The organism is Propionispira raffinosivorans DSM 20765, assembly GCF_000381065.1.
Classification (GTDB): domain Bacteria; phylum Bacillota; class Negativicutes; order Selenomonadales; family Selenomonadaceae; genus Propionispira; species Propionispira raffinosivorans.
In genome coordinates this window covers 1-13,475 of record NZ_KB905853.1, presented here as the reverse complement: position 1 = coordinate 13,475, position 13,475 = coordinate 1, and the positions used below count along the sequence as shown (strand labels likewise).

At 39.2% G+C, this 13,475-nt stretch carries 16 protein-coding genes; 15 read left to right on the top strand and 1 reads right to left on the bottom strand.

The window, feature by feature from the left end; genetic code table 11:
- Positions 1–7 precede the first annotated feature (7 nt).
- The 15 genes from cobM (at position 8) to F606_RS0111900 (ending at position 13,289) form a co-directional block, all read left to right on the top strand.
- Positions 8–763: a precorrin-4 C(11)-methyltransferase gene (cobM, locus tag F606_RS0111970; RefSeq protein WP_019554132.1), complete on the top strand. Its 756-nt coding sequence runs from the start codon at positions 8–10 to the stop codon at positions 761–763.
- On the top strand, positions 760–1,824 hold the full coding sequence (locus F606_RS0111965; protein ID WP_019554131.1) for a cobalt-precorrin 5A hydrolase: 1,065 nt from the start codon (positions 760–762) through the stop codon (positions 1,822–1,824). Before cobM ends, F606_RS0111965 begins: the two co-directional genes overlap by 4 nt.
- Positions 1,812–2,549 carry a precorrin-3B C(17)-methyltransferase gene (cobJ, locus tag F606_RS0111960; RefSeq protein ID WP_019554130.1) on the top strand — a complete coding sequence of 246 codons (738 nt, stop codon included), beginning with the start codon at positions 1,812–1,814 and terminating at the stop codon, positions 2,547–2,549. The genes F606_RS0111965 and cobJ overlap by 13 nt, the downstream gene beginning before the upstream one ends.
- The gene (locus F606_RS0111955; protein ID WP_019554129.1) at positions 2,546–3,307 is read left to right on the top strand and encodes a cobalt-precorrin-6A reductase; all 762 of its coding nucleotides are present in this window, start codon (positions 2,546–2,548) and stop codon (positions 3,305–3,307) included. Before cobJ ends, F606_RS0111955 begins: the two co-directional genes overlap by 4 nt.
- Before the next feature lie 16 nt (positions 3,308–3,323).
- Positions 3,324–3,956: a precorrin-8X methylmutase gene (locus F606_RS0111950; protein ID WP_019554128.1), complete on the top strand. Its 633-nt coding sequence runs from the start codon at positions 3,324–3,326 to the stop codon at positions 3,954–3,956.
- Positions 3,957–3,969: 13 nt separating this feature from the next.
- Positions 3,970–5,370 (top strand): cobyrinic acid a,c-diamide synthase CobB, encoded by a 1,401-nt coding sequence (locus F606_RS0111945; protein ID WP_019554127.1) that lies wholly within the window; start codon positions 3,970–3,972, stop codon positions 5,368–5,370.
- Positions 5,371–5,940 carry a bifunctional adenosylcobinamide kinase/adenosylcobinamide-phosphate guanylyltransferase gene (gene cobU, locus F606_RS0111940; protein WP_019554126.1) on the top strand — a complete coding sequence of 190 codons (570 nt, stop codon included), beginning with the start codon at positions 5,371–5,373 and terminating at the stop codon, positions 5,938–5,940. It abuts the gene before it with no gap.
- Complete coding sequence (locus F606_RS0111935; RefSeq protein WP_019554125.1) at positions 5,937–7,466, top strand: cobyric acid synthase; 1,530 nt, start codon at positions 5,937–5,939, stop codon at positions 7,464–7,466. The genes cobU and F606_RS0111935 overlap by 4 nt, the downstream gene beginning before the upstream one ends.
- On the top strand, positions 7,463–8,434 hold the full coding sequence (gene cbiB / locus F606_RS0111930) for an adenosylcobinamide-phosphate synthase CbiB (RefSeq protein ID WP_019554124.1): 972 nt from the start codon (positions 7,463–7,465) through the stop codon (positions 8,432–8,434). The genes F606_RS0111935 and cbiB overlap by 4 nt, the downstream gene beginning before the upstream one ends.
- The gene (gene cobS / locus F606_RS0111925; protein WP_019554123.1) at positions 8,431–9,192 is read left to right on the top strand and encodes an adenosylcobinamide-GDP ribazoletransferase; all 762 of its coding nucleotides are present in this window, start codon (positions 8,431–8,433) and stop codon (positions 9,190–9,192) included. The genes cbiB and cobS overlap by 4 nt, the downstream gene beginning before the upstream one ends.
- A 12-nt stretch (positions 9,193–9,204) precedes the next feature.
- Positions 9,205–10,098 (top strand): GHMP family kinase ATP-binding protein, encoded by an 894-nt coding sequence (locus F606_RS0111920; RefSeq protein ID WP_019554122.1) that lies wholly within the window; start codon positions 9,205–9,207, stop codon positions 10,096–10,098.
- Positions 10,076–11,176, top strand: coding sequence for a threonine-phosphate decarboxylase CobD (gene cobD / locus F606_RS0111915; RefSeq protein WP_019554121.1), 1,101 nt, complete (start codon positions 10,076–10,078; stop codon positions 11,174–11,176). Before F606_RS0111920 ends, cobD begins: the two co-directional genes overlap by 23 nt.
- Positions 11,173–11,781 carry an alpha-ribazole phosphatase gene (cobC, locus tag F606_RS0111910; RefSeq protein WP_019554120.1) on the top strand — a complete coding sequence of 203 codons (609 nt, stop codon included), beginning with the start codon at positions 11,173–11,175 and terminating at the stop codon, positions 11,779–11,781. The genes cobD and cobC overlap by 4 nt, the downstream gene beginning before the upstream one ends.
- Before the next feature lie 183 nt (positions 11,782–11,964).
- Positions 11,965–12,840, top strand: coding sequence for a response regulator (locus tag F606_RS0111905; RefSeq protein WP_019554119.1), 876 nt, complete (start codon positions 11,965–11,967; stop codon positions 12,838–12,840).
- Positions 12,831–13,289, top strand: coding sequence for a chemotaxis protein CheX (locus F606_RS0111900; RefSeq protein WP_019554118.1), 459 nt, complete (start codon positions 12,831–12,833; stop codon positions 13,287–13,289). Before F606_RS0111905 ends, F606_RS0111900 begins: the two co-directional genes overlap by 10 nt.
- Before the next feature lie 2 nt (positions 13,290–13,291).
- Here F606_RS0111900 and F606_RS23485 read toward each other — a convergent pair.
- On the bottom strand, positions 13,292–13,475 hold a 184-nt coding region (locus tag F606_RS23485; protein WP_033368356.1), incomplete at its 5' end, for a hypothetical protein.

Sequence of the window (13,475 nt, the reverse complement as noted above, 5' to 3'; positions counted from 1 at the left end):
TTATAGCATGCAAGTATTTATTGTTGGCGCAGGTCCAGGAGACCCTGAGCTCATTACGGTAAAAGGTCAGAAATTATTACAGACGGCAGATGTGATCATCTATGCTGGCTCTTTAGTCAATCCTGCCTTATTGGCTTTAGCAAAACAAGGGGCAAAAATATATAATAGTGCTTCGATGACCTTGCCGGAAGTTATTGAAACCATTGAACAAGCGGTTAAAATCGGTGCAATGGTGGTACGACTACATACAGGTGACCCGAGTATTTATGGTGCAATCCAAGAACAAATGGATGAGTTAAAGCGCCGCCAAATTGAATATACCGTGATTCCTGGTGTCAGTTCTTTTTTGGCTACCGCAGCCGCACTTAAACAAGAATACACGCTGCCGGGGATTTCACAGACCGTTATCATTACCCGTAATGAAGGACGAACGCCTGTACCGGAAAAGGAGAAATTGGCAAGTCTCGCAGCGCATGGGGCAACAATGTGTATTTTTTTAAGCGTTCACATGTTAGATGATGTCGTGAAGGAACTGATTGCCGGTGGGTATGACTCAACAACACCAATTGCTATAGTACAAAAAGCTTCCTGGCCGGAAGAGAAAATCATTCGTGCCACCTTAGCGACCATTGTGGAAGAATTAAAAGATCAAGATATAACACGCACAGCAATGATCGTAGTCAGCCGCTGTCTGGATACGGATTATGAATTGTCCAGATTATATGCGCCGGAATTTAGCCATATGTATCGTGATGCAAAATGAAAACCGCCGTCTTCGCTGTTACACAAAGTGGTGCCAAACTTGCGGATCAAATTGCCTGCCAATTTGACTATGACCTTTTTGTGAAAAAAGGACGCTATGACACACTGTCTAGGTTGAATTTTCATGACTATGACTCTTTATCAAACTGTTTAAAGGATACATTTCATTCTTATGATGCTTTGATTTTTATTATGGCTACAGGAATTGTCGTACGAACACTTGCACCATTTATCATCGATAAACGTTCCGATCCAGCAGTGCTTGTACTCGATGAAAAGGCACAGCATGTAATTAGTTTATTATCGGGTCATATTGGTGGGGCAAATGCTTTAACGAAAAATTTAGCTTTGTTTTTAGGTGCAGATCCAGTTATTACGACAGCAACCGACGTCAATGAAAAAATAGCGGTTGATTTGTTGGCAGAAAGCTTAAATTTGAGCATGGAACCATTTGATCATTTAAAATATATCAATGCGGAAATCGTTCAAGGGAATCCCGTGGACTTTTTTATCGACCAGGCCCTGACGAATGCACCCTATTATATAAAAAAACTCCAAGCCTGCCAAATAGATGCAAAATTAATGGAACTAAAAGCAGCTACTTGCTTTAGCAGATCAAGTGTTATCCTAACCGAACAAGTTAATATTCCGAGTGGTGCGGGGCTGTTGTTTTTGAAACCACGGAAACTAGTGATTGGTATTGGCTGCAGACGTGATACAACCCAAACGGAAATTTTGCAAGCTATACAGAGTGCTTGTGAGAAAATAGGAAAATCTATGCATGATATTGCTTGTATTGCCAGTACGGTAGTTAAAAAAGATGAACAAGGTCTTATCGCTGCCAGTAAAACATTATCGGTACCTTTATATTTTTATGAAAACGTGCCGATGCAGCATATGATCGATCTATATAACTTAGATATTTCTCCATTTGTAACAAAACAAATTGGCATTGGTAATGTATGTGAAGCAGCCGTACTCATTGCCAGTCAATCAAAAAAAATTCTGCTTCATAAAACAAAATTAACGAAAGTGACGGTGGCAATTGCATGGGAAAAATAAGTGTAGTCGGTATTGGACCAGGAAGTTTAGAGGATATGACGCCAAAAGCCTTGGAAACAATTCAAAAAGCTGATATTGTGGTGGGGTATAATACATATATTAAGTTAATTGAAGATCTTATCAAAGACAAACAGGTTATTGGAACAGCTATGATGCAAGAAATCGATCGCTGCCAAATCGCTGTTGATCATGCGGCAGCGGGGAAAACTGTAGCCGTTGTATCCAGTGGTGATGCGGGAATTTATGGCATGGCTGGACTTGTTTTGGAACTTTTGCTAAAACTGCCGAAAGAGCAAAGACCGGAAGTTAAAATCATTCCAGGGATTAGTGCCGTCAATGCCTCTGCCGCTATTTTAGGTGCGCCGCTGATGCATGATTTTGTTGTCATTAGTTTGAGTGATTTGCTCACACCTTGGGATTTAATTAAAAAACGCGCCGACCTTGCGGCCCAGGGAGATTTTGTAATTGCCCTGTATAATCCCAAAAGTAAAAAACGCGTGCAAAACATTGAAGAAATTCGTGAAATCATGCTGAAATATAAATCACCACAAACACCAGTCGGAATTGTCAACAGTGCTTCTCGTCTAGAAGAAAATGCTGTTATTTCTACTTTGGAAAATTTCACAAAAGAAGAAATTAATATGTTTTCCTTAGTCGTCATTGGCAATAGTAATACCTATGTGGCGGATAACTTTATGATTACACCAAGAGGCTATCACCTATGATTTTCGTTTTAGCTGGCACGCAAGATGGCAGAGAACTGGTACAGGAACTAATCCAAGCAAAGTATCCTGTGATTGCTTCCGTCGTAAGCGAATACGGAAAACAGCTTCTCGCTGAAACACAACTACAAATCAATGATAAACCACTTGATTTGCTAGAGCTGGAGCAATTCATCATCGACAAGAAAATTAATCTTCTTGTCGACGCCAGTCATCCTTATGCTGTGAATGTTACCAAAAATGCAATTCTTGGTTGCCAAAAAATGAACATACCCTATATCCGTTATGAGCGACCAGCTTTATCAATGCCCGTTTATGATAAGTTACATTTAGTCGATGATTATCAAGCAGCCGCCAAACAGTCGGCTTTGCTAGGTGCAACTATTTTTCTGACAACAGGCAGCCGTAATTTGAAGACATTCAAACAAAGTCCTTACTTAGAAAAACATCATTTAATTGCTCGTGTATTGCCAGATGCACAAGTCTTAACGGAGTGCATGGAACTTGGCTTTTTGGCAAAAGATATTATCGCAATGCAGGGGCCCTTTTCCCATGAACTAAATATCGAACTATATAAAAAATATCGAGCTGAAGTCATTGTAACAAAAAATAGTGGAAAAATCGGTGGCACAGATACAAAAATAACAGCAGCTATCAAAATGGATCTGCCAATTGTCATGATTGACCGCCCCGCGATTGACTATAAGACTTCGGCTGCAACCTATGATGAAGTCTTAAACTTAATAAAAAAGATGATATAGAATGAGGGATGATGAAATGGAATTTATGACAGACCCAATGGGGATTGAAACACGTAGTATGGAAATCATTGCTCCCTATTTAAAAAACTTGAATTTAAATGAAGAGGCAATCAAAGTCTATTCTCGGATGATTCATGCAGCCGGAGATGTAGAGTATTCCTCGGTTATTCGAATTCATCCACAAGCAATTGAAATGGCAAAAAACGCCTTAAAAAAAGGCTGCAATATTTATACCGATGTCGAAATGGTTCGGACTGGTATTAATAAAAAAAAGCTGGCTTCCTTTGGCGGTATGGTAGAATGCTTGATTGCGAGTCCCGAAGTTGCTAAAACTGCCAAAACAGAAGGTATTACGCGGTCCATGGCAGCAATGCGTCAGTTTGGTGAAAAACTCGATGGTGCCATTGTCGCAATTGGCAATGCACCAACAGCACTTTATGAAGTACTGCATCTAATGGAAACAACTTCCATTCGTCCAGCTGTTATTATCGGTATTCCCGTTGGTTTTGTCGGGGCAGCAGAATCCAAAGAACAGCTAATGAAACGTTCTCTGGTACCTTATATTACCGTTGCTGGCACAAAGGGCGGCAGTCCAATTGCTGTATCTGTCGTGAATGCAATTATGTATATATTAGATAACAAACGATAAAGAAGGCGTTTTTATGGCAGAGAAAAAAATTCCGCGTATTGTCATTGCTGCTACACAAAGCGGCTCTGGCAAAACAACCATTGTTACCGGTGTTTTATTTGCTTTAGCGAAACTTGGCTATGATGTCCAATCTTATAAAATCGGTCCTGACTATATTGATCCTGGCTATCATGAACTAGCCAGCGGTAAGTCAGGTCATAATCTTGATACATGGCTTGTACCAACCGGGAAAATAAATTCTATTTTTTATAAAACGGCCCAAAAGTCGGACATTGCTATTATTGAAGGTGTTATGGGGCTTTATGACGGTGGGCGCAAAGGAATCAGTTCAACCGCAGCACTCGCCAAACAGCTGCAGGCACCAGTGGTTTTAGTTATTGATGTGAAGTCCATGGGCGATAGTGCAGCAGCAATTGCCCTGGGATTTAAATTGTACGATCCTGATGTTGATTTTGCTGGTGTTATTTTAAATCGACTCGGTTCCGAAAACCATAAAAGAATGATTACAGATGCATTACAGCGACTCGATATTCCCGTACTCGGTGCCATTTATCGCAAGGAAGAAATGAAAATGCCGGAACGTCATTTAGGTTTAACGCCGATTGGTGAAACAAATGCCGTGGCCACGGTGAAAATAATTGGCGAGACCATTGCCGAACAAGTTGATGTAAAACGTTTGTATGAAATTGCCCAAAAAGCACCCAGTTTAAAGAAAATTGAAGACACGGTTCGTAGTGCACCATATTCTTTACGGATTGCCGTAGCCAAAGATGAGGCTTTTTCATTTTATTATCCAGAGAGTTTGGCGGTACTGGAAAGTATGGGAGCACAAATTATCTTTTTTAGCCCACTGCAAGATAAAGAAATACCCCCAGCGGATGGTTTAATCATCGGTGGGGGCTTTCCTGAAATGTTTGTGGATCAATTGATAGCAAATTCGTCCATGCAGCAGTCACTGATTCACGCAGCAAAGCAGGGGCTGCCAATTTATGCTGAATGCGGTGGTTTTATGTATTTGACAAAAGAGATCATCGATTTTACAGGTAAATCGTTTGCCATGCTGGGTCTTATTCCAGCAAGCTGCAAAATGAACGATAAATTACAGACGGTTGGTTATATCGAGGCAAAAGCACTGCAAGATACCATGATTTGTGAGAAAAACAGTATCTTACAAGGTCATGAATTTCATTTTTCTTCGATGGTATTGCCAGAAAACAAGGTCGTGGATTTTCCGTGGGCATTTGAATTTACGAAAACACGCAATAATATGACCTACAAATCAGGTTATGCAAAAGATAATATCACAGGGTCATATTTGCATATTCATTTTGCCGGCAATACAAAAGCCGCGGCGTGTTTTATAAAAAAATGTCTCGACTTTAAAATTTCTAGAACGCATCGGGAGGTTTTGTAGGTGGGGAAGATTATTTTAGTAACGGGTGGTGCCAGAAGCGGGAAAAGTTCTTTCGCTGAAAAATATGCTATGACCTATGGCAAAAAAATATCATATATCGCCACCGCCCAAATTTATGATTCAGAAATGAAATATCGGATAAAACTGCATCGCGAGCGTCGTCCAGCAAATTGGGTAACCTATGAAGCACCTTATGATGCCGAACAAGCCATCGAACAAGCCTCCCTGCAGTCTGATCTGATTTTGTTTGATTGCCTAACCTTATATCTGAGCAATCTTTTATGCGCGAAAGATTGCCCGCAAAAGATGGAGGATCAATTTACTTATGTAAAAGAATACATAGAAAAACTCATTCACTATAGCAAAAAAAGTGCAGCGCAAGTGATTTTTGTTACAAATGAAGTGGGGATGGGAATTGTACCGGAAAATGTTCTAGCCAGAGCTTATCGCGATCTTGCGGGTCTAAGTAATCAAATGATGGCAAAAGCTGCGGACTGTGTATATCTTGTAGTTAGCGGAATTCCCGTTGATATAAAAAAACTCGCAGTAAAGTTGGAGGAACGAATATGACAAATCACATTATGCTGCAAGGAACCAGCTCTCACGTTGGGAAAAGTATTTTAACGACAGCTTTGTGCCGAATTTTTTATCAAGATGGCATTAAAGTGGTTCCTTTTAAAGCACAAAATATGGCTTTAAATTCTTATGTAACAAAAACGGGTGAAGAAATGGGGCGCGCTCAAGTTGCGCAAGCCGAAGCTGCTGGTCTCGAACCAATCGTCAATATGAATCCAGTGCTTTTAAAGCCCACGGGGAACTCTTGTTCGCAGGTTGTTCTCATGGGCAAACCGATTGGGAATATGTCCGCCAAAGAATATCATACCGGTTATTCTTTAAAAGCATTTTCAGTAGTTAAAGAAGCTTTAAAAGAACTTAGCAAGGAATATGAAACGATTGTCATTGAAGGGGCAGGAAGTCCGGCTGAAGTCAATCTAAAAGCCAATGACATTGTCAACATGCGGGTAGCTAAACTTTTAAATGCACCGGTCTTACTTATTGCTGATATTGATCGTGGCGGCGCGCTGGCATCACTTGTTGGCACATTAGAATTACTTGATGAAGAAGAACGGGCCCTTGTGAAAGGACTTATCATTAATAAATTTCGCGGTGATATTACACTGCTAGAGCCAGCGATTGATTTTCTCGAACAGAAAACGGGTAAACCAGTATTAGGTGTCATACCATATCTCGATCATTTAGGAATTGATGATGAAGACTCTGTATCACTCGAAGAGAAAATACATACGGCTTCAAATGGTGAACTTAAGATTGCTGTTATCCGCACGCCAAAAATTTCAAACTTCACCGATTTTGACTGTCTGGAAAAAGAAGCGGATGTCTCACTTTATTATGTGCAAGCCGGGGATTCTTTAGGAAATCCAGATTTGATCTTGTTACCGGGCAGCAAAAATACAACAGAAGATTTATTATATCTGCGTCAAAGTGGTATTGAAGCAAACATAAAAATGTTGATTGCCCAGGGTACACCACTCATTGGTATTTGTGGTGGTTATCAAATGCTCGGAAAGGCAATTTATGATCCACATCATACCGAATCTACTTTGGATTCTATTGTCGGACTTGATTTATTGCCTATTGAAACGACATTTATTCCGGAAAAACTGACTACACAGGTCGTAGCTGAGTGTCCTGGGTTTCAATTTCTCGATACGACCATTGTCGCAAGCGATCTCCATGGCTATGAAATCCATATGGGACGTACCGAATTTTTGCAGGAGGGTTTTACGAATCCTTTTATCATTACAGAACGTTCTGAGACAAAAGCACATGATTTAGATGGATATGTTCGCTCTGATGGTCTGGTCATGGGCAGTTATATTCACGGAATTTTTGATAATGATTTATACCGCCGTTCTATTTTAAATGCCATCCGTGTCCGCAAAGGTCTTACTCCTATAGAAAATACAGTCAATACCGCCCGTGCCAAGCAAGATAGCTATGATCGCTTAGCCGATACCGTACGCAAGAATTTAAACATGGATTTACTGAAAGAAATTATGGCGACAAAACAATGAATACCTTATTAATAGCTTGGTCAGCTTTTTTTATCGATAGTATTTTTGGCGATCCACGCTCCAAGTTTCATCCAGTCGTTCTAATTGGCAGCTTAATTTCGTTTTTAGAAAAGTTTTTACTGAAGCACAACCATTGCGCAAAAAAACAATTCTATAATGGTATCGTAATGGTTGTGTGTAGTTTAGGAATTGTTTATATGGTAAGTGATCTTTTACTTACCGCTGCTGGTTTTCTATTTGGTCCATATAGCTTAGTTCTCATGGGAATAAATGCTCTTTTACTCAGTTTTACGATTTCACCGCGTAGTTTGGCGGAAGCTGGCCTTGAAATTCGAAATTATTTGTTGGCGGAAGATTTAAAAAATGCCCGATTCAAAGTTGGCTGGATCGTAGGTCGTGATACACAAAATTTAAATGTACCTGATATTACGCGTGCGACGGTGGAAACAGTGGCAGAAAATATTGTTGATGGTATTATTTCTCCCTTTTTTTATTTTTTATTAGGTGGTCTACCATTCGCAATTTTATATCGGACCGTAAATACTATGGACTCTATGCTTGGGTATAAAAATGAAAAATATTTACATTTTGGCTGTGCGGCAGCACGTCTGGATGATGTATTGAATTTTATTCCCGCGCGAATCACCGCGATTTTATTGATTATAGTTGCATATATTTTGCAGATGAATTGGAAAAATGCATTTCAGATGATGCGCCGTGATGCGAAAAAACATCCGAGCCCGAATGGAGGCTACAGTGAAGCAACGGTAGCTGGTGCCCTGAACATTCGTTTGGGTGGTTTGAATTATTATTTTGGCAGTGCATCTTTTCGTGCCTATATGGGAAATAAGCAAGAGGAATTACAACCAAAACACATAACAAAAACAATTCAAATGATGTATGGAGTTAGTATATTATTTCTTCTTTTAGCATTTGTTGTATGGATGATTGGAGGACAGATTTTATGAATGCATTTTTTATTGGCTTGCAATTTTTAACACGAATAAAGCTTCGACAGCAAAGTGAATGGAGTGCCGAATATTTTGGCAAAAGTGTTAAATTTTTCCCGTTGATTGGTGCTGTTTTAGGTTTGATTTTAGCTGCCGCCGCCTATGTTTTCTTGGTTTTATTACCCGTTTTTAATATCTATCTGCCAGCGCACCTGACAGCTTCACTGTTATTGATTTTATCTGTTATATTAACAGGCGGTCTGCATTGTGATGGGTTCATGGATACAATGGATGGTATTTTTTCGGGACGAGAACGTGAGCGGATGCTGGAAATCATGAAAGATAGTTGTGTCGGCTCAAATGCAGTGATGGCTTTTGTGTTATTTATGCTTACGAAATGGTCTCTGCTTTTGGATATGTCTGGTGGTCAGTTAATTGTTGCATTATTTGTAATGCCGATTATCGCTCGTATGGCAATGGTAATCGGCATTACATTGTTTCCCTATGCTCGTCCGGAAGGAATGGGTAAAGCCTTTGCTGTCTATGCAAATAAGAAATCCCTGTTTTATGCCGCTATTTTTACATTTGTTTTTATTCTTCCATGTGGTTTTTCTGCTATAATTAGTATGGTAGGTGTTTTTATCTTTGCCCTTTTATTTGGTCGGTATTGTACCAAAATTCTTGGTGGTCTAACGGGCGATGTTTACGGGGCACTTACGGAACTTAGTGAATTATTAGTTTTATGTATTTTTGTACTTGTGGTACAGATTTTATAGTAGGAGATATGTATGGTAATACGTGTAAAAGTCCCCGGATCCTGTGGGGAACTGCTTCAAGGAACAAAAAGCGGCAAACCTTTTTTAATTACATGTCCAATCAATCAATATTCGACGGTTCTTATCGAAGAGCAGAATGGGCCGCTTATAGGGCTCGGGGAAAAATCGCAGCTCGCTTTAGTGAAAGTATTGCAAAAATTTCATGTAAAGTCATATCCGTATCAAATGACCTTGCATTCAGATTTAATTCCTAGTAAAGGGATGGCCTCAAGCAGTGCGGATATTGCTGCTGTATGTCAAGGGGCGGCTGTGTCTTTAGGAAAGAAACTTACGGAACGTGAAATTGCAAGCATTGCCGTATCCATTGAGCCAACAGATGGCATTTTTTTTAAGGGTCTTGTCCAAATGAATCAAGTCACTGGTTTTTGTCATGAACAATTTAAGTGGATACCACCTATTTCGATTCTTATGTTCGATACGGGCGGTTTAGTCGATACGTTATTTTTCCATCAGCGGAAAGATTTATTAAAACTAAATGCCCACAATGAACCACAAATAAAGGAAGCCTTAGCCTTATTATTAGAAGGTCTGCATAATCGCAAAGTTGACTTAATTGGTCAGGCTGCCACAATCAGCGCGTTGGCAAATCAGATGATTTTATGTAAAAGTCAGTTGTCGGAAATTATTCGAATTTCTCTACAATTTGGGGCGATTGGTGTTAATACCGCCCATAGCGGAACTGTAATCGGTCTTTTATTTAAAACAGAAACAATCGTGCCGCTGCAAGCCATTCTTGAAGAAATTCAAAAAGCGGTACCAAATGCATGTTATTTAAAAACGGTCCACTTGATCTCAGGTGGCTGTCTGATTGAGGAGGAGCAGAATGGATTCTTTAAAGAAATTTGAACATGGTGGCAATATTCATGATTTTGCGGCTGATGGAGAAACGAAGCAAATTATTGATTTTAGTGCAAACATCAATCCTTTAGGTATGTCTGAAGCAACAATTAGGACAATCCAATCACAGATTAAACAGCTGATCCATTACCCAGATCCCAATGGGCGGGAATTAAAAACAGCGATTGCGAAAGAATATCAAATTGCGATTGATACCATCACGCTAGGAAATGGTGCCGTAGAACTGCTCTATGTTTTAAGCCACATTCTTAAGCCCCAAAAAGTACTGCTGCCAGTGCCATCTTTTAGCGAATATGAACGTGCAGCCGTTGCTAGTGGCGCGGCTATTTCTTATTTTTATTTAAGTCCAGCGCTGAACTTTACGTTAGATTGGAACTTGCTTTTAGCAAAACTAAAAGATGTCGATCTTCTGTTTTTAGGTAATCCCAATAATCCAACGGGGAATCTTTTATTGGTTGATGAACTTGAACGATGTATTGCTGCGGCAAAAAAAGAACATTGTTTTGTGGTTATCGATGAATCCTTTATTGATTTTCGTAGTGATGTCGAACTTTATACCTGTCGGCATCTTGTCCAAAAATATGATAATTTGTTGGTTTTGCAGTCTTTGACAAAGTTTTATGCGATTCCGGGGCTACGGCTTGGTTTTGCGATAACAAACCCTCAGCTTGTCGCGCAAATTGATTTGGGGAAAGACCCATGGAATGTTAATCATCTAGCCCAAAAAGCGGGAGTAGCGGGACTAGCAAATCTTTCGTATAAAAAAGATACACAAGAATTTTTAGATAAAGAAATTTGTTTTCTGTATGAAGAACTTTGTAAAATTAAATTTTTACAAGTTTATCGACCAAGCGTGAATTTTATTTTGCTCAATTTGGCAAGCACAAATTTTACAGCAGCGACCTTACGGGCAAAATTGTTAGAAAATCATATTTTAATTCGCGATTGCAGCAATTATCCAGGGCTTACGAATCAGTATATTCGTATTGCGGTAAAAACACATCAGGATAATTGTATTTTACTGAATGCGCTGCAACAAATAATAAGAAAAGGTGATGTATTTTGACAAAACTTATTTTAATCCGCCATGGACAAACGATATGGAATGCATTAGGCAAATACCAGGGGCAGTCTGATATAGAATTATCTGAAACGGGGATTGAGCAGGCGGAGCGTCTCGCCCAAAATTTTCCTTTAGCTAAAATTGATGCCATTTATTCAAGTGATTTAAAACGTGCCCATAAAACAGCTACGTGCATTGCTGCACAATTTAAGCTACCCGTTCAAAGCAAAACGGCATTGCGTGAGATGAATTTTGGTGATTGGGAAGGTTTGAACTATGATCAAATCAACGCCAAATGGGGCGGCATGATGCAGCACTTTTTTGCAAATCCCGATACAGCTCAAATACCAGGAGGAGAATCTTTTGCTCAGCTTCAGCAACGCGCGACCAAGGCAGTCCTTTCTATTTGTGAGGATCACCCCGATCAAACGATTGTGATTGCTGCACATGGGGCAGTAAACCGTACAATTCTCGCTGAAGCGTTACATATGCCTCTGCGTTACATATGGTCAATTCGGCAAGATAATACAGCGGTTAATATCCTTACTTACAATGGTTTAGAGCGAAGCATTGAACTCATGAATAGTACTGAGCATTTAAAAAAATAAAAAGAGCGATAGGATTTGATAAATCTTGTCGCTCTTTTTGCTGCTTAATGGTAGAATATATCATACTATTTTTTTCTATAATTTTTTAAACAATAAGAATATTTTTTGCAAACAGGCAGGTTTTTCTTTACAAAAAGGATAATAATTCATTATAAAACAGTAAGATAAGAGAGGTGCTTAATTTTGAAAGAAGTTCGTGTTTTAATTGTTGATGATTCAAAAGTTAGTTATATGATGTTAACAAAAATGCTAGAAAAAACCAATTTTAAGGTTTGCGGCTATGCAAAAGATAGTAAAGAAGCTGTTGAAAAATACCAGATACACAAACCCGACATCATTACAATGGATATGAATTTACCAGATAGAGATGGTATCGAAACGAGTCGTCATATTTTAAAACTCGACCCCAACGCTAAAATACTCATGATTAGTGCGATGAAAGATGTTTCTCTTATGATAAAAGGGCGTGCTGCTGGTATCCGTTCTTTTTTGCAAAAGCCAGTCGATCCTAATGAGTTCATTGATACATTATTATTGCTCTATCAAAATGAAATGAACCTACATACTATTTTAGAAGAATCTTATATCAAACCGCTGGTGAAGATTTTCCAACGCGAACTTTTTAAATTATCTGGTTTGCAGGGTAAAATGATGTTTGAAGAAACTCGAGATGTCGACTTTGACGTTACTGGAACTGGAATTATCATTGGTTTAACGGGGAATCCTTCCGGTCGTATGATTATCTATGCCACGGATATAACAATGATTGAATTTGCTCGTTTGGTATTAAATCTTAGTGATGAGGAAGACTTATCTGATGAGGAGGCTCAAGATGCCTTCGAGGAAGCCGCTAACATTCTTATGGGAAATTATATTTCAAAATTGAATGATTTATTAAAAGATAACGAAATTCGAATTGCTCCCCCAGGGATGATAAGCGGCAATAAAATCCGTATTTTAAATACAAAGCTGAAATCGTTTAAAATCACCGCCAAAACACGGATTGGTGATCTGGAAATGAGTATTGGATTTGCAGGGAGGCAAGACGAATGGATGTGAAATTCGTAAACCCTTTTATCAATGCCATTACAACAGTATTGCCGCAGCTTGGTTTCCTAACAATCACACGCGGTAAATTATCTACTAGAGAAAAAGCAATGCCGAGCCTGGGTGTTACCGTGTTAGTTGGTTTTACCAAAAGTGTTCGTGGTAATGTTGCTTATAATATGACGACAGAAGCTGCCTGCAAAATAGCATCGACCATGATGATGGGGCTGCCTGTTGCAACATTTGATGAAATGGCTCAAAGTGCTATTTCTGAATTGTCCAACATGGTTACAGCCAATGCAGCAACCAATTTGGCGTCAATGGATTTTGAAGTTGATATTTCTACACCAAGCTTAACATTAGGTGACAATTTCTCGGTGAAAATAAGTGATATACAATACCTTGTCATAGAAATGGATATTGATGGAAATCTCATTGAAATCAATATGGATTTACATTGAAATCAAGTAAGAAATGTGTCTGTATATAAATTGCACAGGCACATTTCTTTTTCTTTTAACTGTTCGAAATAAACCACCGGCTTAGCCGGCGGAATCGACGGTTTTGACTTTAGTCGAAAAAAAATCCCTGTTACAATAAATGCAGGTCTAGCCAACCGCATAAAAAATAACAGGGAGGTCTTTATC